16 protein-coding genes and 1 tRNA gene are annotated in these 21734 nt (G+C 68.6%); 12 read left to right on the top strand and 5 right to left on the bottom strand.

Annotation, left to right across the window (positions count from 1 at the left end; translation table 11 throughout):
- Positions 1–18: 18 nt before the first annotated feature.
- Both nudC and IXW21_RS13175 read left to right on the top strand, forming a co-directional pair.
- A complete protein-coding gene (gene nudC, locus IXW21_RS13180; RefSeq protein WP_194764712.1) occupies positions 19–915 on the top strand; it encodes an NAD(+) diphosphatase in 897 nt (298 codons plus the stop codon).
- On the top strand, positions 912–2633 hold the full coding sequence (locus IXW21_RS13175) for an ATP-dependent helicase (RefSeq protein WP_194764711.1): 1722 nt from the start codon (positions 912–914) through the stop codon (positions 2631–2633). Before nudC ends, IXW21_RS13175 begins: the two co-directional genes overlap by 4 nt.
- A gap of 784 nt (positions 2634–3417) precedes the next feature.
- Here IXW21_RS13175 and IXW21_RS13170 read toward each other — a convergent pair.
- A complete protein-coding gene (locus tag IXW21_RS13170; RefSeq protein WP_194764710.1) occupies positions 3418–4824 on the bottom strand; it encodes a zinc-dependent metalloprotease in 1407 nt (468 codons plus the stop codon).
- A gap of 118 nt (positions 4825–4942) precedes the next feature.
- On the opposite strand from IXW21_RS13170, the gene IXW21_RS13165 reads away from it, so the two are divergent.
- On the top strand, positions 4943–6037 hold the full coding sequence (locus tag IXW21_RS13165; RefSeq protein ID WP_194764709.1) for a PDZ domain-containing protein: 1095 nt from the start codon (positions 4943–4945) through the stop codon (positions 6035–6037).
- A gap of 46 nt (positions 6038–6083) precedes the next feature.
- Positions 6084–8990: a UPF0182 family protein gene (locus IXW21_RS13160; RefSeq protein ID WP_194764708.1), complete on the top strand. Its 2907-nt coding sequence runs from the start codon at positions 6084–6086 to the stop codon at positions 8988–8990.
- Positions 8991–9101: 111 nt separating this feature from the next.
- Here the strand turns inward: IXW21_RS13160 and IXW21_RS13155 are convergent, their stop codons facing one another.
- On the bottom strand, positions 9102–9683 hold the full coding sequence (locus IXW21_RS13155) for a hypothetical protein (RefSeq protein ID WP_194764707.1): 582 nt from the start codon (positions 9681–9683) through the stop codon (positions 9102–9104).
- Positions 9684–9910: 227 nt separating this feature from the next.
- Between IXW21_RS13155 and IXW21_RS13150 the strand changes: the two genes are divergently transcribed.
- Entirely contained in the window at positions 9911–11230 is a 1320-nt protein-coding gene (locus tag IXW21_RS13150; protein WP_194764706.1) for a hypothetical protein, read from the top strand.
- A 3-nt stretch (positions 11231–11233) separates the two neighbouring features.
- Positions 11234–11701 carry a hypothetical protein gene (locus IXW21_RS13145; RefSeq protein WP_194764705.1) on the top strand — a complete coding sequence of 156 codons (468 nt, stop codon included), beginning with the start codon at positions 11234–11236 and terminating at the stop codon, positions 11699–11701.
- Positions 11702–11841: 140 nt separating this feature from the next.
- On the opposite strand, the gene IXW21_RS13140 is transcribed toward IXW21_RS13145, so the two are convergent.
- A tRNA-Met gene (locus IXW21_RS13140) sits at positions 11842–11915 on the bottom strand.
- A 79-nt stretch (positions 11916–11994) separates the two neighbouring features.
- On the opposite strand from IXW21_RS13140, the gene IXW21_RS13135 reads away from it, so the two are divergent.
- The gene (locus IXW21_RS13135) at positions 11995–12807 is read left to right on the top strand and encodes a carbon-nitrogen hydrolase family protein (RefSeq protein WP_194764704.1); all 813 of its coding nucleotides are present in this window, start codon (positions 11995–11997) and stop codon (positions 12805–12807) included.
- A gap of 14 nt (positions 12808–12821) precedes the next feature.
- On the opposite strand, the gene IXW21_RS13130 is transcribed toward IXW21_RS13135, so the two are convergent.
- On the bottom strand, positions 12822–14021 hold the full coding sequence (locus tag IXW21_RS13130; RefSeq protein WP_194764703.1) for an aminotransferase class I/II-fold pyridoxal phosphate-dependent enzyme: 1200 nt from the start codon (positions 14019–14021) through the stop codon (positions 12822–12824).
- 98 nt (positions 14022–14119) lie between these two features.
- Here IXW21_RS13130 and IXW21_RS13125 point away from each other — a divergent pair, with 98 nt between their 5' ends.
- Genes IXW21_RS13125 through IXW21_RS13115 form a run of 3 tightly spaced genes read left to right on the top strand, consistent with a single transcriptional unit; the run spans position 14120 to position 18445 of the window.
- The gene (locus IXW21_RS13125; RefSeq protein WP_194764702.1) at positions 14120–15703 is read left to right on the top strand and encodes a S1C family serine protease; all 1584 of its coding nucleotides are present in this window, start codon (positions 14120–14122) and stop codon (positions 15701–15703) included.
- Between the two features lie 55 nt (positions 15704–15758).
- Positions 15759–17012 carry a CDP-glycerol glycerophosphotransferase family protein gene (locus IXW21_RS13120; protein WP_194764701.1) on the top strand — a complete coding sequence of 418 codons (1254 nt, stop codon included), beginning with the start codon at positions 15759–15761 and terminating at the stop codon, positions 17010–17012.
- Positions 17009–18445 (top strand): CDP-glycerol glycerophosphotransferase family protein, encoded by a 1437-nt coding sequence (locus IXW21_RS13115; protein WP_194764700.1) that lies wholly within the window; start codon positions 17009–17011, stop codon positions 18443–18445. Before IXW21_RS13120 ends, IXW21_RS13115 begins: the two co-directional genes overlap by 4 nt.
- A gap of 60 nt (positions 18446–18505) precedes the next feature.
- On the opposite strand, the gene IXW21_RS13110 is transcribed toward IXW21_RS13115, so the two are convergent.
- Positions 18506–19531: a glycosyltransferase family 2 protein gene (locus IXW21_RS13110; protein ID WP_194764843.1), complete on the bottom strand. Its 1026-nt coding sequence runs from the start codon at positions 19529–19531 to the stop codon at positions 18506–18508.
- A gap of 125 nt (positions 19532–19656) precedes the next feature.
- On the opposite strand from IXW21_RS13110, the gene IXW21_RS13105 reads away from it, so the two are divergent.
- Complete coding sequence (locus IXW21_RS13105; protein ID WP_194764699.1) at positions 19657–20940, top strand: CDP-glycerol glycerophosphotransferase family protein; 1284 nt, start codon at positions 19657–19659, stop codon at positions 20938–20940.
- Positions 20940–21713 (top strand): biotin--[acetyl-CoA-carboxylase] ligase, encoded by a 774-nt coding sequence (locus tag IXW21_RS13100; RefSeq protein WP_194764698.1) that lies wholly within the window; start codon positions 20940–20942, stop codon positions 21711–21713. The genes IXW21_RS13105 and IXW21_RS13100 overlap by 1 nt, the downstream gene beginning before the upstream one ends.
- Positions 21714–21734: the final 21 nt, after the last annotated feature.

Here is a 21734-nt window from a genome sequence, read left to right as displayed (position 1 = left end):
CCGTGAGAGAGGGAGTCGATGACCACAATGCGCCCGTCCCTCGACCGTGCCGCTGATCTGAGGACCGAACCGGGGATCCTCGATCGCCTCCGTGCGGCACCCACGACCAGGGTGATCGCCGTCCGTCAGGGGCGGGTCCGGATCGCCGGGACCGAGAGTGACGAGACCTCTCTGCTGCGTGTCGAGCCCTCCGAGATCGGTGACGCGACCTGGGCGCTGCTCGCGCGTGACGCGCAGGGTGCCGCGATACTGCTCGCCGCCCTGGCGCCTGAGGCCGACACCGTCGACACCACGCCCGACGAGACCTGGCTCGGGCTGCGCGATCTCGGCGGGAGGCTCGCCGGCGGTGAGACGGAGCTGCTGATCGAAGCGCTCGCACTCGCAGGATGGCTGCGCGATGCGCCGTTCTGCCCCGCCTGCGGAGGCGGGACCGAGGTCAGGCAGGCGGGATGGTCACGGCAGTGCCTCGTCTGCGGCAAGGAGCACTTCCCGCGCACTGACCCGGCGGTCATCGTCGCGGTCGAGAGTCCGGACGGCGAACGGCTGCTTCTCGGAGCGAACGCGAACTGGGGCGGACGCATGTATTCGTGCTTCGCGGGTTTCACGGAGGCCGGCGAGTCGCTCGAGTCGACGGTCCATCGCGAGCTGGAGGAGGAGGCGGGAGTTCGCCTCGCGTCCCTCGACTACGTCTCCTCCCAGCCGTGGCCGTTCCCGCGCTCGCTCATGCTGGGTTTTCGCGCGGTCGCCGTCGACGTGGACGAGGTGCGGGCGGACGGTGAGGAGATCATCGACGTCCGCTGGTTCACGCGGTCGGAGATCGCCAGCGCGCTCGCCGGCGAGGGGCCGGTCGGGCTCCCCGGAGCGGCATCCATCGCGCGCGCCCTGATCGTTGCGTGGCTCGAGGATCGCGAGTGAGCGCACTCGAAGCGCTCGACGAACGGCAGCGGGAGGCGGCATCCGTGCTGCGCGGGCCCGTGGCCGTGCTGGCCGGCGCAGGGACGGGCAAGACCCGTGTGATCACGCACCGCATCGCGCACGGCGTCGACACCGGTGCGTACTCGCCGTCCCGGGTGATGGCCGTGACGTTCACGGCCAAGGCCGCGGGTGAACTCCGTGGGCGGCTCAGGGCGTTGGGAGTCGAGGGCGTCGCCGCGCGCACATTCCACGCGGCGGCGCTCGCACAGCTGAATTTCTTCTGGCCCACGCTCGCCGGATCCCCGGCTCCCTCGATCATCGACAACAAGGTCCGGATGCTGGGTCAGGCCGCCGACGCGATGCGGATGCGACCGAGCACGGCCACGCTGCGTGACATCGCCTCGGAGATCGAGTGGCGCAAGGTCTCGATGCTCTCGATCGACCAGCATGCGGCGCTCGGTCGGACCGTGACCGGGATCGACCAGCCCCGACTCGTCGAACTGCAGCAGCGGTACGAGGCGCTCAAGGACGAGCGGCACCAGCTCGACTTCGAGGACGTGCTGCTCGCGTGTGCGGGCATGCTCGAGGCTGAACCCCGCGTCGCAGCCTCCGTGCACGAGCAGTACCGGCACTTCACCGTCGACGAGTTCCAAGACGTCTCGCCCTTGCAGAACCGCCTGTTGGAGCTGTGGCTCGGCGATCGCAGAGACATCTGCGTCGTCGGTGACGCGAGCCAGACCATCTACTCGTTCGCCGGAGCGGAGCAGCGCTTCCTCCTGGAGTTCGAGCGCCGCCATCCGGATGCCACCGTGGTGCGCCTGGAGACGAACTACCGCTCGCAGGCGCCGATCCTCGAGGCCGCCAACGCCCTGATGCACGACCGGCCGGGAGCGCTCGAACTGGTCCCGGCGCGCGAGACATTCAATGCCGAGGCGCCCACCGTCACGGCCTACGACAGCGAGCACGACGAGGCCGCAGGAATCGCCGCGGCCGTCTCCGCGCGCATCGAGGCCGGAGCTTCGCCCGCGGACATCGCTGTCCTGTACCGCGCCCATGCGCAGTCCGCGGTGCTTCAGCAGGCACTCGCAGCCGAGGGGATCGCGACATCGGTTCTCGGCGGCACCCGCTTCTTCGCGATGCCCGAGGTCCGCCAGGCGATCCTCGCGCTGCGCGCCGCCGCAGTGGCACCGACCGAGCACGGGTTCCTCCCCGGAGTCCGTCGGGTGCTCCGTGAGCTCGGCCTGACCGAGGAGCCGCCGGCTGCCGGTGGCGCGCAGCGCGACGGCTGGGAGGCGCGGGCGGCCATCCTCCGCCTCGCCGAGGAGGCGGGGCCGGACGAGAACCTCCGCACCTTCAGCGATGCGCTGATGGCCCGAGCGAAGGATCAGCACGAGCCGACGATGCGCACGGTCACGCTCTCGACCCTGCACGCCGCGAAGGGTCTCGAGTGGCCGCACGTCCACCTCGCCGGCTGGGCGGAGGGGGCGCTGCCGATCTCGTACGCCACGGGCTTCGAGGCGATCGACGAGGAGCGTCGTCTCGCCTATGTCGGTGTCACGCGCGCCGCGCGTACCCTCGCGGTGTCATGGTCGCGCTCGGCGGGACGAGGGGAGCGGGCTCCGTCTCGGTTCCTTGCGGAGATAGGAACGACAGCTCGCGGCACCGGCATTCTTCGTGAAACGTCACCGAACGCCACACGTGGTGGCCCTCGGCGCTGACCTCGACGAATGAGCCCGAAACCGAATCGGTGAGAAGCAGCTTCGCGACGAGTCGAGCCGCATCGGCGATGCGCGCGACGCTGATCGGCCCGGCCGATCGGCCGATCAGTTGCGCGTGCATGCGCGGCCACGCGGTGTCTCGGTCGCGTTCGTGCTCGTCGCGACACGACAGGCAGGGTGACTCGCCCGGCACGACGAGGGGGCCGACCGTGGTGCGCCCCCGCTCCAGCGCGACGGGCAGATGCGGAGTGTCGTCGCGAAGGTAGCGCGCGAACTGCAACGCCGCGGCAGCGCCCTCGATGAGGACCACCCCGATGTCCTCGGCCGCGGTCCGCTCACCCTGCGTAACGCCCTCGTCGATCAGCGCTTCGCGCAGACGGAACTCGCAACGCGCGTCGCGCACGTCGATGCTCTCGACCCACGCGGCTCTCGGTGGGGGAGCGTCGTCGACGAGGAGCGGTTCCAGACGCGCGAGGAGAAGGCGTGCCTCCCCGCGGGGCGCGCCGACGGAATGGGCCACCACGTCGAACGCTCCTCGACGGAATCCCGTCGCCATCCTGCCGACGAGCAGCTCGACCCACGGGGCCGATGCGGGAATCCGCAGAGTGCCCTCGATGCCGATCTGCAGCGTCTCGCCGTCGCGCCACAGCAGAGGCACATCAGGGTCGAGGCGAGTGAGGATCTTGGGCGTCAGTGGAGACATCCCTCGATTCTGCGTACTGTGCGGCGTGTGTTGGGCGCCTGCACAGCATCCGTGGAGAACTCCCCGCCGCGCGACCCCGCATCACACCGGGCGGTCGCCTCCGGGCCCCTCGTCTTCGCCCTGCTCGCCCGTATCGGCGGCCCCGGAGCCGTCGGTCGAGAAATCGTCTCCGTCGAGCAGGCGTGCGAGGGCTTCGTCGTACTCGTCGGCCACCGGCTGCTCACCGCGGGCCCTGGCCTGCAGACGTGAGACGAGCGCGGACGGGTCGTCGATGTCCTCGGATGTCGGCATCAGATCGGGGTAGTCCCAGAGAGCGTCGCGTCCCTCGGCGCCGACGGCGTCGGTCGCCGCCTGCCACATCGCGGATGCCTCCCGCAGGCGACGCGGGCGCAGCTTGAGCCCCACGAGTGCGCCCAGCGCGTCTTCGGCCGGACCGCCCACTGCTCGTCGGCGGCGCGCCGCTTCGGCGATGCGAGCACCATCCGGAAGACGCGAGGTCGCTTGCGCCGTCACCACATCGACCCAGCCGTCGATCGTCGCGACGAGATTCTCCAGCCGTGCGAGTGCCTCGCTCTGCGCCTCGCTCTGCGCGGGCAGCAATGCGCCACCCTCGATCGCCGCGCGCAGCTCCTCGGGGTTCGACGGATCGAGGCGGCTCGCCACGTCTTCGAGCGCGTCGACATCGACCGTGACGCCCCGGGCGAAGTCGGTGATCTGCGCCATCACGTGCAGATGCAGCCACTTCGCATGACGGTAGAGCCGCGCATAGGCGAGCTCCCGCGTCGCGAGGTAGAGCGTGATCTGGTCTTCGGGGATCTCCAGCCCCTCGCCGAAGGCGGTGAGGTTCTGCGGGATCACGGCGGCGGTGCCGGCCGGCAGCACCGGGATGCCCACATCACCGCCCGAGACGACCTCGAGCGACAGATTGCCGAGCACCTGGCCGAACTGCGCCGCGAACACGGATCCGCCGAGACCGCGCATCAGCTTGCCCGCCCCCTGCACGAGTCCGCGCATGTCCTCGGGCACCTGGGTGTCGAGTGCACTGGTGAGGGCGTCGGCGATGCTCGTCGACACGGGCTCCGCGATCTCCTTCCAGACCGGCAGCGTCGCTTCGACCCACTCGCCCCGGGTCATGGCCCTCGGGGTCTCGGCGAGCTCCGAGATGGTCGTCGCCTCGCCGAGCCAGAGATCCGCGAGAGCGAAGGAGTCCGCCAGCGAGGTGCGTGAGCCGTCGGTGATGCCGAGGCCGTCGCGGTTCGCGATGTGCAGCGCCTGACGGAGGGAGTTCTCCCAGGCGTCGCCGCCGCCGAAGGCGCCCTGCAGCTGCGCCATGATCGTCTGCATCATCGCCGGGTCGAGCTGGAGCCCGTCCATCCCGGAGAACGCGTTGCGCAGCGCCTCGGGGTCGATGTCGCCGGCTCCCTGGCCGGACATCATTCGTCGGAGGAACTCTTCGAAGTCCTCGGGGGTCGGATCGTTGTCTGCCATCGCTGTCGCCTCTCAGCACGTCTGAAGCCGTGGCCTCTACGCTAGTCACAGGAGCGCCCGCGAGACCCCGAACGCGGACAGATCGCTGTACGCCGCTCGCGAACGACGGAGGAAACCTGTGGATCGAACCCGGCCCGTGAGGCTCGGACTCGGAGTCTGGGCGCTGGTCGTCGCCCTGGTCGCACTCGTGGTCCTCACGTTTCTGCCGACGCCGTACGTGATCCAGCGACCGGGGCCCGTGTACGACACCCTCGGCACCGCGGCGGATGCAGACGGCGAGCAGGTCCCCCTGATCAACATCGAAGGTGCGGAGACGTTCGAGACTGCGGGCACGCTCGACCTCACCACCGTGCAGGTCGTGGGCAACCGGGAGCGCACGCCCAGCTGGTTCGAGCTCGCCCTCGCATGGATGGACTCGTCGCGAGCCGTCGTCCCGCTCGACTCGGTCTTCCCCGAAGGCGTCACCACCGAGCAGCGCGACGAGCGGAACGCCACGCTCATGGTCGACTCGCAGCACGAGGCCACAGCCGCAGCGCTGAACGCTCTCGGCTACGACACAGGCGCGCAGGTCACGGTCGTCGACGTGCTCGAGGACTCACCGGCGCAGGACTCTCTCGAGAGTGACGACGTCGTGACCGCCGTCGACGGGGTTGCGGTCGAGTCGGCGAAGCAGCTCCGTCAGGCGATCCAGGATGCCGGGGGAGACCCCGTGATGCTCACGGTGCTCCGCGCCGGCGAGGAGCACACCGTCGAGGTCACGCCCGAGAAGCACGTCGAGGGAGACGTCACGACCTGGCTGATCGGTGTCACCCTGCGAACCGATTACGACTTTGAGATCGACGTCACCCTGCAGCTCGACAACGTCGGCGGACCCAGTGCGGGAATGATGTTCGCCCTGGGCATCGTCGACACGCTGACCCCGGGCGAGCTGAACGGCGGCGAGAACATCGCGGGCACCGGCACGATCGAAGCAGACGGAACGGTGGGACCCATCGGCGGCATCCGCCAGAAGCTCTACGGTGCACGTGATGCCGGCGCGGAGTTCTTCCTCGCGCCGCAGTCGAACTGCGACGAAGTGACCGGTCATGTCCCCGACGGGCTCACCGTGATCAGCACCGAGACCCTCGATGACTCGCTCGCCGCTCTCGAGGTGATCGCCGAGGGTGGTGACCTGGAATCGCTCCCGACCTGCGACGTCGTGACCTCGCCGTGACCGGGATGACAGCCGCAGCACAGTAAGGGATGCCTAGGATGGAAGAGTGACCTCGACTTCTGCACCGAACCCGGCCACTCCTCGAACCTCGCGAAGAATCTTCGGCATCTCGTTGGCGATCATCGCCGCGCTGATCGCCGTCTTCTTCGTCTTCGCGTCGTTCTACACCGAATTCCTCTGGTTCGACCAGGTGGGCTTCGCGGGAGTTCTCACCACCCAGTGGTTCGCCACGGCGGTGATGTTCGTCGTCGGGTTCCTCGGCATGGCGGTGCCGCTGTTCGTCGCGATCCAGCTGGCATACCGCCTGCGGCCCGTCTACGTGCGGCTCAGCTCGCAGCTCGACCGCTACCAGGAGGTCATCGAACCTCTTCGTCGTCTCGCCATGTGGGGGATGCCGATCTTCTTCGGCCTGTTCGCCGGGTTCTCGGCCGCAAGCCAGTGGAAGACTGTCTGGCTGTGGGCGAACGGCGTCGCCACCGACACCCTTGACCCGCAGTTCGGCCTGGACACCGGGTTCTACATGTTCGCGGTGCCGTTCTACTCGATCCTGCTGGCATTCGTGTCGGCCGTGCTGCTGCTCACCCTGATCGTGACCGCCCTGGTCTCGTACCTCTACGGCTCGGTCCGCATCGGCCAGGGCGAGCTGCGCATCTCCAAGCCCGCTCGCATCCAGCTCGCGATCATCGCCGGTCTCTACCTGCTGGTCCAGGCGGCGAGCCTGTGGCTCGACCGCTACAAGACGCTCTTCGCGCAGGACGACCGCATCGTCGGCCCCGCCTACACGGGCGTCAACGCGACCATCCCCGGCCTCGCGATCCTCGCGATCATCGCCGCGCTCGTCGCGATCCTCTTCTTCGTCACCGCGGTCATCGGCCGCTGGCGCTTCCCGCTCGCAGCGACCGCACTGCTGATCGTCGCCTCGCTGGTCGTGGGGGTCGGGTTCCCGTGGGCCGTGACCACCTTCCAGGTGCGCCCGAACCAGAACGCCTACCAGGCCGAGTTCTACCAGAAGAACATCGACGGCACGAAGGAGGCCTACGGCGTCGCGGACCTCGAGACCACGCCCTTCGAGGCCGAGACCGATGCCGAGGCCGGTCAGCTGCGAGAGGACGCGGAGACCACTGCGTCGATCCGCATCGTCGATCCCGCCGTGATCAGCCCTGCCGTGCGCCAGCTCGAGCAGTACCGCGGGTACTACCAGTTCCAGGAGAACCTCGACGTCGACCGCTACGAGATCGAGGGCGAGATGCAGGACACCGTCGTCTCGGTGCGCGACCTCGACATGGAAGGCGTCGACGTCACCAACTGGAACAACCGCGCAGCCGTCTACACGCATGGCTATGGACTCGTCGTCGCGGCGGGAAACCAGCGCACGCCCGACGGCGAGCCGGTGTTCCTCGAGCGCGGGATCCCCTCTGCAGGATTCCTCACCGAGCAGGAGGAGTTCGAGCCTCGCGTCTACTTCGGCGAGAACTCGCCCGAATACTCGATCGTCGGTTCTCCGGACGGCACCGACCCCGTCGAGATCGACTATCCGCGTGGCAAGGACGGTTCGACCGAGACCAAGACCACGTTCGAAGGTGAAGGCGGGCCGGCGATCGGCAACACGTTCACGAAGCTCCTCTACGCACTGAAGTTCCAGTCCGAGCAGATCCTCTTCTCGAACCTGGTGAACGAGGAGTCGCAGATCCTGTACGACCGTGACCCGAAGACTCGCGTGCAGAAGGTCGCGCCGTACCTCGAGCTCGACAGCGATCCGTATCCGAGCGTGGTCGACGGCCGTGTCGTCTGGATCATCGACGGCTACACCACGAGCGCCACGTACCCGTACTCGACGAGCGTGAGCCTGTCCGAGGCGATCGCCGACTCGAACATCCCCTCGCCGACGCTCGCCATCGACGAGATCAACTACATCCGCAACTCCGTCAAGGCGACGGTCGACGCCTACGACGGATCGGTGACGCTCTACGCCTGGGACGAGGAGGATCCCGTGCTGCAGAGCTGGCAGAACATCTACCCGTCGACTCTCAAGCCGGTCAGCGACATGTCGTCCGACCTGATGAGCCACGTGCGCTATCCGACCGACCTCTTCAAGGTCCAGCGCGACGTCCTCGGCATCTACCACATCGACACCGCCGGTTCGTTCGCGCAGCAGGACAACCGCTGGCAGACGCCCAACGACCCGCGCAGCGATGCGGTGCTCCAGCCCCCGTATTACCTGACCATGCAGATGCCCGGTCAGGATTCGCCCCGGTTCTCGATGTTCTCGACGTTCATCCCGTCGGCGACCGGGAGCGGTGGCAACCGCGATGTGCTGATGGGCTACCTCGCCGTCGACTCGGACGCAGGGTCCGAAGCCGGCGTCAAGGCCGAGGGATACGGGCAGCTCAGGATGCTCGAGATCGACACCGACACGACGGTGCCCGGTCCCGGTCAGGTGCAGAACACCTACAACTCCGACACGGCCGTGGTGCCGCAGCTCAACCTGCTGCAGCAGGGTGAGTCGGAGGTCCTCTACGGAAACCTGCTGACGCTGCCCGTCGGTGGCGGTCTGCTCTACGTGCAGCCCGTCTACGTGCAGTCGTCCGAGGGAACCAAGCTGCCGCGACTTCAGAAGGTCCTCGTGGCCTTCGGAGACAAGGTCGCGTTCGAGGACACGCTCACCGCGGCGCTCGACACCCTCTTCGGCGGTGACTCCGGCGCGACGGGTGGCGACGATCAGGTCGAACCGACCAGTCCGGACCCCGACACGGGCGAGGTGCCGACCGAGCCCACGGAGCCCACCGTGCCGACCGACGTCGAGGCCGAAGCGCTCGCGGCAGCCCAGCAGGCGCTGACCGATCGTGAGGCCGCTCTGAAGGAGGGCGACCTGACCAAGTTCGCCGAGGCTGACAAGAGGCTCACGGATGCCGTGAACACCCTGCTCGGACTCGAGGGCGTTGCAGGCGACTGACCGCTGCACCGTGAATGACGAATGCCGCCCCTGCAGAGGGGCGGCATTCGTCATTCAGGTCGGCGTGATCGGAAGTGTCCGTCGCGAGGCCGAGCGTGGAAAGAGCCTCGGTCAGCCCGCGTCATAGCGGCAGGTGACCGATCCGTCGCCGATCTGCTCGACGACGACCTCTCCGTTCCACAGGATCTGGCAGGTCACCTCCTGGTCGGCGGCATCGGCGGGCGCTGTGACGGCGATCTCGGCAGAGTCGCCCGTCGTGGTGTATTGCTTCCAGCCGCTCGAATCCCACTCCTCGTCGTACGAGCGCGTGTCATCGGCGAAGGACACGCGGAATGCAGGGCCGCCCGTGGCTCGCACCTCGACCTGGTTGAGCCCGCTGCCCCCGAAGACGCCGACGGCCATGATCACGATCACGATCACGTCCGCGACCAGTGCGAGCATGGCGGTGACTACGGATGCTCGAGCGCCGCGAGTTCCAGAGGCGCGGATGCCGACCACGACGGCGATGACGGCCAGCAGTGCAGCGACCAACGCCACCGGCAGCACCCCGGCGACGGGGAAGACGAGAGCGATCAGGAGCGCGGAGAGGACGAGCGCGACGGCACCGAGCCACACGCCCGACTTCGTCCGGCGAGGCGCGTCGCCTCGGGGTGTGGGGTCGGTCGTCGGGGCGGTGTCGGGTGCCTGGGCCATGGGGACCTCCGAGTCGTGGGTGCGTGCGCCTCGAGCAGCCGTCGACGGTCACGCCGTTCGGTGAGACAGTCTAGCCAGAGCTCACCGGACACTCCCGACCGTCGTCTCGCCGCGTGCGGGCGGAGCGGGGTTCGATTAGTCTCTCGGTGGGGGAGCGAACGGATGCGCCGGGAGAGCGTGCGCGATCGACACCCCGCGTGACAATCGAGACTGGAGGGGATCGAGACATGCCTGACTACGGCGAGATGTCCGACATCGTCGGCAAGATGAAGCGAGCCGCCATCGACTGCTTCATGGCGGACCAGGGCTTCCACCCGAACTGGGGGAACGACCAGATCTACGCGAAGTGGGGCTTCATGCTCAACTTCTACAACCGGCCCAATCCCCAGGGGGAGGGGGGCGGCGACGGGAACGGCGTGAACCACTCGGTGGCACCGGCTTTCGACGAGATCCGCGCGGCCATCGATGCGCGGGTCTCCCCGTGGCTGGATCTCCCCGATGGAGGCGATGCGTGCGACACGCTCGCGAGCGCGACCTCGAGCGCCGCGGCGATCCTCGGAACGTCGGGTGCGGGCGCTTCCGTACAGAACACCGGCGCGCTCGCCACGGCGAACGAGACCGTTCAGCAGATGGTGGGGAACCGGATCTCGGGGAGCTTCAAGCCGGCCTTCACCGACAAGTACTACACGCAGTTCAAGTCCGTCTCTCGCGGCCTCGGAGATGCGTGCGTCATCCTGCAGCTGAACTACAGCGCTCAGTCGGCGATGTGGCCGGCCGCGAAGGACGACGTGGCGGCGATCTGCGACAGCGCACGCGCTGCCTGGGATCAGAAGGCGGGTAATGCGGCAGCGGCGAGCGGCACGCTCGTGCTCACGGTGGTCGGAGCGGTGGCCGGCGTCGTCGGAGCCGTCGTCACCGCCGGCACCGGCACTGCGGTCGCCGCAGCGGTGCTCGCGGGGATCGCGGGCGGGGTGAGCAGCGGGATCCAGGGCATCGCCCGGAACGTGATTGTCGCGGGCAATACGTATCTCGACATCCTGGGATCTCTCGACGAGGCCCTGGGCAAGCTCAACGACGCGCTCACGAAGCAGGAGGACGAGCTCAACGCGGCGCTGACCGAGGCCGCGGGCATCATCCGCTCCGACAACGCGACCTACAATCTGGATGCCTTCGCGCTCGGTCCGTACCCGATCGGAGACGGGACGATGAGCATGGTGCGAGAGGACGCGACGACGGTGTCCAACAACATGCAACGCATCGATGACGAGCTCGCCGGTGCGGTCTCGGCGCTCGGCTCCGCTCCGAGTTCGAACCCGACCCCGCGCAACGCCGGTGTGGGTCGATCCTCGTCCGGCACGCACTATGCGGCGAGCGACCTCTACGCGCTGACCGCGCGGTGTCTCGAGCTCACCACTGCCGAATACGCGCGGGGGCACCAGCTCTTCAACGCGACCGTGGAGGACTTCTTCTCGACGGACTCCGCCGCATCGCAAGAGGTCACGCGTCTTCTCGCAGAAGAAGTCCTCAACACGAACCTGGGGGTGTGAACGATGCAGAGTCGTCATCTGGGAACCATCGAGCTCGACGGCGGTGTCGGCGGCGGTGCCATGGACGGGTCCGTCACGTTCGGGGGGAGAACGGTGCCGGTGCGCATCGAGATCGACTTCCCCTCGCGTCTGGGAGAGGGCGTCGTGAATGACGTCGACATGGTCTTCGACAACCTCGCCTTCCTCGATGAGATGGGCAGGACCACCATCGCCGAAGGCGCGGAGCGCGACAGCTCGCCCGCGGCCCCCGTGTTCCGAGAGTGGGCGCAGGCGCGGGGCGGGTCCGCATCGGCGGAGGACTTCGTCGAGGCGCTGGCCGTCGTGCGCGTACTGGTCCTGCCCGACGGGGGGGCCGACAACAGGGACCGGGTGGTCCTGACGTACGCCGCCGACGATGCGCCGTCGCTCGACACGGTGCGCGTGAAATTCGTGGAGCCGACCGGGCCGGAGCTGACGCGCAGCTATCGCTGACGCGTCGCGGACGTGTCCGCAGCCGAGCGCTCGCGCGTCATCCGGCTGCGGACACGACACCACGTCGAGGACAGGGGATGCGAAAAGGCCCCTGATCTGGATTTCTCCCGATCAGGGGCCTTTCGTGTGTCGCATTCTCGTTGCGGGGACAGGATTTGAACCTGCGACCTCCGGGTTATGAGCCCGGCGAGCTACCGAACTGCTCCACCCCGCGGCACGTTTTATAGCCTAACACGGGAATCGGGAGTCCGCGAATCGAGGCCGCCGCTCACCCGATGGGGAAGGATGTGAGCATGACCGAGACCGCTTCCGCCGCCGTTCCCGTCGCCGTCTGCCAGTTCGCTCCCACCGCGTCGAGGGAGGGCAACCGCGACCGCATCGCGGCGATGACCGTGGAGGCGGCGTCCCGTGGCGCACGGCTGGTCGTGTTCCCCGAGTACTCGAGCTACTTCGTCAACCCGATGGATGAGACCCTGGCCGCCAACGCCGAGACTCTCGAGGGCGAGTTCGTGTCGACCCTCACGACGCTCGCCGCGGATCATGGCGTCGTGATCGTCGCGGGTCTCGTCGAGCGGGCCTCGGATGCTCGTCATGTGCACAACACGGTGGTGGCCGTGCGCGGCGACGGGATACTCGCGACATATCGCAAGCAGCATCTGTACGACGCCTTCGGTCAGACGGAGTCGGACTGGATCGAGGCCGGCGAGCTCGAGCCGGCCACCTTCGAGGTCGCCGGCATCCGCTTCGGACTTCTGACCTGCTACGACCTGCGCTTCCCCGAGGTGGCGCGCACTCTCGTCGATGCGGGTGCCGCGGCGCTCGTGGTCCCGGCCGAGTGGGTGCGCGGCCCGCTCAAAGAGCACCACTGGACCACGCTTCTCGCCGCTCGCGCGATCGAGAACACGACCTACGTCGTCGCCGCCGACCATCCGACTCCCGTCGGGGTGGGGCACTCGCAGGTCATCGACCCGCAGGGCGTCGTGATCGCCGGGGTGGGGGTGCACGACGGCATCGCGGTCGCCGTGGTCGAGCGCTCGGCGATCGATCGTGTGCGCGAGACCAATCCGTCGCTGCGCGTTCGCCGCTACGCGGTCACCCCGCGCTGACGGCCCAGGTCGACTCAGAAGCCGGTCGCCAGGCGTCGCGCGGCCTCTTCGAGGACATCGACGCGCTTGCATGCCGCGAAGCGCACGAGACCCGCGACGTCATCGTGATGCGCCTCGGCGACGAACGCCGTGAGCGGGATCGCGACGACGCCCGCACGCTCCGGAAGCTCGCGGCAGAACTGCGCGGCGTCCGATCCGCCCAGGGCCGTGGCGTCGGCGACGGTGAAGTACCCGCCCTGCGGGGCGCACACCGCGAATCCGGCCGCTGCCAGACCCGCCCCGAGGATCTCGTGCTTGTGGGCGAGCGTCGACGCGGCTTCCGCGAAGTACTCGTCGCCGAGTCGCAATCCGACGGCGACGGCCGGCTGCAGCGGCGAGCCGTTGACATACGTCAGGTACTGCTTGACCGTGAGGACCGCGGTGATGAGGTGCGCCGGGCCGTGCACCCAGCCGATCTTCCACCCCGTGGTCGAGAACGTCTTGCCGGCCGAGGAGATCGTGAGCGTGCGCTCGGCTGCCCCGGGCAGGGTGGCGATCGGAATGTGCGGGGTGTGGAACGCGAGGTGCTCGTAGACCTCGTCGGTGACGATGACGGCGTCGTGCTTCTCAGCGAGACGGACGACCTCGGTCAGCACCTCGCGATCGAACACGGCACCCGTGGGATTGTGCGGATCGTTGACCAGGATGATGCGTGTGCGGTCGGTGACTGCTTCGGCGAGCCGGTCGAGGTCGGGCTGGAACGCGGGCGCCCGGAGCGGCACGGTGCGCAGGCGAGCGCCGGCCAACGCCACGGCCGCAGCGTACGAGTCGTAATACGGCTCGAAGACGACCACCTCATCGTCCGGGCCGTCGATCAGCGCGAGGATGGTCGCGGTCAGAGCCTCGGTCGCACCGGCAGTGACGATCACCTCGGTGGCAGGATCGACGTCGAGTCCGTAGAAGCGACGCTGATGTTCGCTGATCGCCGACAGCAGATCGGGAACACCGCGACCGGGCGGATACTGATTCGCCCCGCGCGCGATCGCATCACGCGCGGCCTCGAGCACCTCGGAGGGACCGTCCTCGTCGGGGAAGCCCTGGCCGAGGTTGATCGCCCCGGTTCTGGCCGCGGCAGCCGACATCTCTGCGAAGATGGTGGACGCGACGGTTCCGTCGGATGCGAGCAGACCGGCTCCCGCTGCCGTGCGCCGCCATGCGCCGGGGATGACACTCATGAAGAACAGGCTAAGGCCATAGGTGAAACTCATCTTCGCCATACGAAACGCACAGATACACACGTCACTCTGAAGAGGCGTTGTTGAAGGAGTACACCATGAACGAAGACAGCACCCAGGACCACTCGGTACCCGCGTCGCACGACGCCGTGCCGTCCACCGAGGCAGCAGAGGCCGTCGACCGTTCGACGACCCCGGCCGCCGCCGAGACCCCGCGCGCCGCTGCCGCGGCGAACGTCGGCCAGGGGCACGAGGTGCCGCCGACGTTCACATCGCCGCCCGCCGTGCCCGGCGCGCCGACCGCGGTCGCTGCCGCGCAGTATCCGGTCGGTACCCCGCCGCGCCCGGAGTCGCCGTATGCCGCACCGCAGGCTCCTGGCGTCTCGACCGCGAGCGCGTCCGGAGCGGCGTTCGGAATCCACACGGCCGCGCAGCCGGGCGTCGGCGAGCCGGCACCCGATGCGCCCAAAGTCAAGGAGAAGCCCCGCGCCGGAGTGAAGTTCGCCGCGATCGTCGTCGCTGCGGCCCTCGTCGGCGGTGTCGCCGGGTTCGGCGGCGGTGCGATCCTCAACGGCATCTCGAACCAGAACTCGACCGGGGTCGCTCAGGGGCCCGAGACGGTGACTGTCAACAACCCCGGCTCCGTCAACGAGACGACCGCCGTCGCCACGGCCGCGCTTCCCTCCGTCGTGACGATCGAGGTCGCCGGTTCGAACGAGGGCGGCAGCGGTTCGGGAGTCATCATCAGCGATGACGGGTACGTGCTGACGAACACCCACGTCGTCACGCTGGGCGGAGCGGTGGCCGACCCCACGATCCGGGTGACGACCTCCGACGGCCGCATCTTCTCGGCGACCGTCGTCGGTACCGATCCTCTCTACGATCTCGCCGTGATCAAGCTCACGGATGCGACGGATCTCACCCCGATCGATTTCGCTGACTCGTCCGACCTCAACGTGGGCGACACCGCGGTAGCACTCGGCGCGCCGCTCGGCCTGTCGAACTCGGTCACCACGGGTATCGTCAGCGCGCTCAACCGCAGCATCCAGATCGCGTCGTCCGCCCTCCCCGACTCGTCGTCGGAGGATGCCCCTCAGCAGGAGGAGTCTCCCGACAACGGCCAGAACGGCGGACCGTTCCAGTTCGATCTGCCCGGCAACACCTCGCAGCAGACCTCCGAGTCCATCTCGATCGCCGTCATCCAGACCGATGCCGCGATCAACCACGGAAACTCCGGTGGCGCGCTCGTCAACAGCAAGGGCGAGCTCATCGGCATCAACGTGGCCATCGCCAGCTCGGGCAGCTCGGAGGAGTCCGGATCGATCGGAATCGGCTTCGCGATCCCCTCGAACGTCGCGCAGCGGGTGTCGCAGGAGATCATCGCCGACGGTGCCGCCACCCACGGTCTGCTCGGAGCATCGGTGCAGGATGCGGCGAGTGCCGAGAACGCCGACGTGGCCGGAGCACTGATCGCCAACGTGTCCGGCGGCGGTGCGGCGGAGGCGGCCGGCCTCAAGGCGAACGATGTGGTGACGGCCTTCAACGGAGTGCCCATAACGAGCGCCACCGATCTCACTGCTCAGGTCCGAGCGGCCGCGGGCGGAAGTGACGCCACCGTCACCTATATCCGTGGCGGCAAGGAGTACGAGATCGACGTCACCCTGGGCACGCTCGACGGCTGAGGCGCGTCGAGCCGAGTTCCCCGAGAAGGACGCCACCCCGCGATAGGCTCGCGGGGTGGCGTCCTTCTCCTTCGGCTCCGGCAATGCGGCCAAGCTGCTCAGGATCCCGCTCTATCTCGTCGGACGCGTCGGAACGTCACTCATCCCGCGCGGCGGACGCTGGGTGTTCGGATGCGGGGCCGGTATCGGCGACGGTGCCCTCGCTCTGCAGCGACTCGTCGCAGACGAGGGCCACGACACTCTGTGGCTCACCTCGTCGGAACGCGAAGAGCAGGACGCCGCCGCTCTGGGCATCCGCACAGTTCCGAAATCAGGACTGCGCGGGTGGTGGGCGACCGCCCGAGCAGGGGTCCTCGTCGTCACTCACGGGCTCGGGGACGTCAATCGATACGCGAACGCCGGAGCCTTCGTCGTGCAGCTCTGGCACGGCATCCCGCTCAAGCGCATCGGTCTCGATTCTCCCGCCACGGTTCAGGTCCCCGACGTGCCGGGGGCACCGTTGCTGCGACGACTCATCGCGCTGCTGTATCGGGGTGCCGCCCAGCGCATCCGCGTGCTGCCGGCGGCCTCGCATCGGGCTCGGGGCCGCCTCGAGTCGGCGTTCGCGCTCGGTGATGATCGTGTCGTCGTGACGGGGGAGCCGCGCGTCGATGTGCTTTCCGCCGGCTCGCCCGCGGAGCGCCGGGCCGATGCGGCCGAAAGACTGGAGTTGGCTGTCGGTGCGCTGCCGTCGAGTGCGCGCACGATCCTGTACGCGCCGACCTGGCGCGATGGAGCCCCGGATCCCGCGGTGCCGTCCGCAGAGCAGTGGATGCAGATCATCACCCTGCTCGAACAGTACGATGCGATCCTGCTGGTGCGGTCGCATCCGCTCGGCGCGGGCGGCTACGCGCCGCCGCTGCCGACGGACCGCGTGCGGTCGCTCGGCAGCGACACGCTTCCCGATGTGACACCGGTCCTTGCGGCCGTCGACGTCCTCGTGACGGACTACTCCTCGCTCGCGTACGACGTCGGTCTGCTCGCGATGCCGGTGCTCTTCCTCGCCCCCGATGCGGTCGAGTACGCGAGGACTCGCGGGTTCTACGGCCGCTTCGAAGACGTGGCCGGTGACGATCCGGCCGCGGATTGGGACGCACTGCTCATACGACTCGCGCGGCTGCTGGAAGACGACGTGGCGCGTGCAGAAGCCTCCGCGAGGTCCGCTACGCTCAGCGCGGAGATGCACGCGTTCCGCGACGGACGCAACACCCGACGGGTGTACGAGACGATCCGAACGCGGGGAATCCCCGCGCCGAAGGGAGCAGTATGACCACGGCCCGTATCGATGAGGCGGCAGAGACGCTGATCATCGCGGGAACCGGGCCCCGTCCCGGAGCCGCGGAGCTCGTGGGCCCGCGGGCTCGCGTCGCCGCGCGCGTGACGGGTGGCGGCAAGACCTGGAAGGCGACCTTCCCTCTGCGGGCGGCACGCTGGGGCGGTCCCGAGTTACCCCTTCCCGCGGGACCGTATGAGATCCGGGTGCCCGGCGCCGAACTCGACGGCCTGTCGGTCGCGCCGATCGTGCTCGACGGCGTGCGCATCGCCGTCGAATCCGAGACCGCGCACATCGGGGCACCCATCGACCCCGTGTACGAGACCGCCGAGGGGCAGGCGACCCTCGAGGGGCGCTATGTCTCGCACCCGGGCGGCACCGAGAACGCCGTGTTCTTCGAGAGCTTCTACGGGCGCAGCGTCGGCTGCAATCCCCGTGCGATCGACCGCGCGCTCGCCGCAGCGGCGCCGGACGTGGTGCGGTACTGGAGCGTCGTCGACCTTTCGGTCGAGGTGCCGGAGGGCGCGATCGCCGTGGTCGAGGGCAGCCCCGAATGGTGGCGGGCTCGAGCAGCCGCTCGCCTGCTGATCGTGAACGACTGGCTGAGACGACGCTTCGCACGCAAACCCGGTCAGAAGGTCGTGCAGACCTGGCACGGCACACCGCTGAAGCGTCTGGCCCTGCACCGCCCGGGCTTCGACCCGCGACGTATGGCGGCTGTCGTGAAGGAATCGCGTCGATGGGATGTGCTCCTGGCGCAGAACACCTACGCAGAGCGCATCCTCCGCAAGGCGTACGCCTTCTTCGGCCGACCGATCTGGGTCGAGGGGTATCCCCGTAACGACGCGCTCGTCACGGGCGACGCCTCCGGGATTCGAGCGGCCCTCGGGATCGCCGACGGCGAGCGCGTACTGCTCTACGCTCCGACCTGGCGGGATGACCGCACGCAGATGGTGGACTTCATCGACGCCGAGCTGCTCGCTCGGCAGACGGACTCGGTGGTTCTGGTGCGCGGGCATTCCCGCACGATCGAGACCGACCGCGATCGTGGTGGAGCGCGCGTCATCGACGTGACCGGATTCCCCGAGACGGCTCAGCTGCTGCTGGCGGCCGACGCCCTGATCACCGATTACTCCTCCGTGATGTTCGACTTCAGCGTCACGGGTAAACCCATGTACTTCCTCGTCCCCGACCTCGATCACTACCGAGGTGAGCTTCGCGGCTTCTACTTCGATCTGGCGAGCCGTGCGCCCGGGCCCCTCGTGCGCACGCAGGGCGAGCTCGTGGCGGCTCTCGCCGACGAGACTCATGAGGTGACTTTCGCGGAACGGTATGCGGCGTGGCGTGCGCAGTTCAACAGGCGTGACGACGGCGACGCGGCAGACCGAGTCGTGGCGCGCATCCTCGATCAGGGGTACGTCACGCCCTGACCCTGGCGCGTGATGTCCGGATGCAGAACGAGGTCAGGAATCTCGCTCGGCGCCGCGCGCTCACGGGAGCGGAGTGTTCTGCGTCCCGAGTCGTGACGCATCGACCGTGTCCCGGGCGCCGCGCAGCACCCCGCCGAGGAACCCCAGTCCCCAGGACAGGTGCATGGTGGGGAGAACGGCGAGCGTCCAGAGACGTTGGCGTGGTCCGCCGCCACCGCGCAGACTCGCCACCGCCACGACGAGCGCGACGTAGAGCAGGATCGGCAGGTGGACGATCAGCGACAGGGCGACGGAGAACCATCCGCTGACCACACCCGTCAGCTGCAGGATGCCGGTCACCACGGCAAGTCCGAGGAGCACGACGAGCGCGGGGGGAGCGAAGTAGCGGATGCCGTTGCGTCGCCCGAAGCGTCGGACGAGTTCACCGCGCCATGCGCCGGTCGCACGAAACTGGCGGGCCAGACGGAGCCAGCTCTCGCGTGGCCAGTAGGTCACCGACAGTGTCGGGTCGAACCAGACCTTGTATCCGGCCTGCCGGATGCGGAGGTTGAGCTCCCAGTCCTCGCCGCGACGGATCGTCTCGTCGAAGAGTCCGACCTCGTCGAGCACCTCTCGGCGCATCACTCCGAGGTACGCCGACTCAGCCTCGCCTTCGTGCGTGCCCCCGTGGTATGCCCCGCCGCCGAGCCCGACGGGGGAGTTGTAGAGGCGAGCGACAGCCTTCTGGAACGGAGTGCGGCCCTCGGCGTGCATGACGCCGCCGACGTTGGCCGACCCCGTGCGTTCGAGGGTCTCGAGTGCCCGCGCGGCATAGCCGGGAGAGAGCTCGGAGTGCGCGTCGACGCGCACGATCGTGGCGTAGCGGCTCGCACGGATCGCGGCGTTGAGACCCACCGGGATGTGCGCGGCGGGATTGTCGACGAGTCGGATCCGCTCGTCGGCCGCAGCAAGACGCTGAGCGACCTGCGTGGTGCCGTCGGAGGAGGGGCCGAGCGCGAGCACGAGCTCCGCCGGGACGGCGAGCTCCTGGGCGAGCACGGAGGCGACGGCATGCTCCAGGTACGCCCGTTCGTTCAGCACGGGCATGACGAAGGACACCCCGGTCTCGGGGGCGTGGAAATCGTCGTGGGGCACATGACGATCATGGCATGCGCTCGTCGGACGTTCGCTGATTCGACGGGAGGCGGCCGGGCGCTCGGTATCCTGGAGGGATGGGTGCTGTGTCGGATGCGAAGAAGGCCTACCGTCTGCTGAAGCGGGCGCTCGCGTCGCGCACCGCCGTGCAGCGCGTGCGTCGTCGCCTGGCGGCGAGCGAACCGCACCAGCCGGGCCGATACCAGGTCGCGGTGTACTTCGCCGACGGCGCGGTCAACATGTACCAGATGCGTCAGTGGTACCGGCCGCTCGCCGAGCTCGCGAAGCACTGGCCGGTGGTGGTGCTCTCGCGTTCTGCGACGGGAGCGGACAAGCTCCTCGATGAGGATGCTCCACCCGTGGCGTTCGTCCCCACCGTGCGAGACCTCGAGCGATTCATCGCCACGCAGGACATCCGCGTCGTGCTGTACGTGAATCAGAACACGCGCAACTTCCAGATGTTCCGCTACGGCCGGCGCTGGCACGTGTTCATCAACCACGGCGAGTCCGACAAGATGTACATGACGACGAACCAGTACAAGGCCTACGACTACGCCTTCGTTGCGGGGCAGGCCGCGCGCGACCGGCTGTCGCGCACGCTGTGGGACTACGACATCGACCGGCGGACCCTCGAGATCGGTCGTCCGCAGGCCGACCACTACTCGGGCAGCCTGCCCTACACGCCCGACGAGCGGACCGTCGTCCTGTACGCGCCGACGTGGGAGGGCGACCGCCCCAGCGCGCACTACGGTTCGATCGCAACCCACGGCGAGGCCCTCGTGCAGGCTCTGCTCGCGTCGGGGAGTCACCGGGTGATCTATCGACCCCACCCGCGCAGCGGCGTGGTGGACCACGAGTACGGCGCCGCACACAAGCGCATCATCGCCGCGATCACCGCGGCGAATGCCGGCGATCCCCGGGCGCAGCACATCTACGATCACGGCGCGGAGCTCGGCTGGCAGCTCGCCGCCGCAGACGTCGCCGTCGTCGACATCTCGGCGATGGTCTATGACCGTCTCGCCGTCGGGAAGCCGCTGTTGATCACGCGCCCTGTAGACGAACGCGCATCCGTCGACACGAACGGATACCTCTCGGACTGCGAGTGGCTTGAGGCGGATGCCGCCTCCGAGATCGTCGCCGAGGTCGAACGCGTCCGCGCCGACGTGGCTGCGACGGCGCGGCTCCGGATGTGGGTCCAGCATTACTTCGGCGACACGACTCAGGGGGTCGCGACCGAGAAGTTCCATGCCGCGATCAGCCACCTCATGCACGAGTGGGACCATTGGCACGCTCACGAGGTCGGTGCGGTCCGCGGCGATGAGGACGACGACGATGAAGAAGTCGCCGACGAGGAGATCTGATGGTCGAGCTGTCGCGTACGCGACGTGTCGCCGCACGAGTCGAGGTCGTCGCTGAGGCACCATCGACCAACACGATGTTGCGAGAGCTGGCGGCCGATGCCGACGGATGGCCCCACCTCTCGGTGCTTCTGACCGACAACCAGACGGCTGGTCGTGGCCGACTCGACCGTCAGTGGACTGCGCCTCCCGGTGCCGCGCTCGCGGTCTCGGTACTGCTGCGCCGACTGCCGGAGGTCGCCGAGGCCCGTGGATGGATACCGCTCGCCGCGGGCCTCGCCATGGCGGACGCGGTCGCGGACCAGGTCGCGGAGCATTCGGTGTCCGTCAAGTGGCCCAATGATGTGCTCGTCGACGGGCGGAAGATCTCCGGCATCCTCGCGGAGGTGACCGGTGACGCCGTCATCGTAGGCTCGGGCATCAACACGGCGATGACGGCCGCGCAACTGCCGATCCCGACCGCGACGTCGTTCGCCTCGCTCGGGATCGAGGTGGAGATCGACCGGCTGCTCGCCCGATACCTCCGGTCTCTCGAGCGCGCCGTCGACGGGCTCGCGGCGACCGGAGACGCCGTGACCAGCGGGCTCCATGCGGCGGTGAGCGCGCGCTGCGGAACGCTCGGGCAGGACGTCAGAGTCCTGCTCCCCGGGGAACGCGTTCTCGAGGGGGCCGCGGATTCGCTGGACCCCGAGGGCCGTCTGGTCGTCAGCGTGAACGGCGAACACCATGCCGTCTCAGCGGGTGACGTGGTGCATGTGAGGCCGACCGGAGCCTGACACGCCCGGCGCGCAGAGGAT

Origin of the sequence: Microbacterium sp. UFMG61, from assembly GCF_015354505.1 — a bacterium.
Taxonomy (GTDB): domain Bacteria; phylum Actinomycetota; class Actinomycetes; order Actinomycetales; family Microbacteriaceae; genus Microbacterium.
The sequence above is the reverse complement of the archived record's forward strand: the minus strand, read 5'-3'. Positions and strand labels throughout refer to the sequence as shown.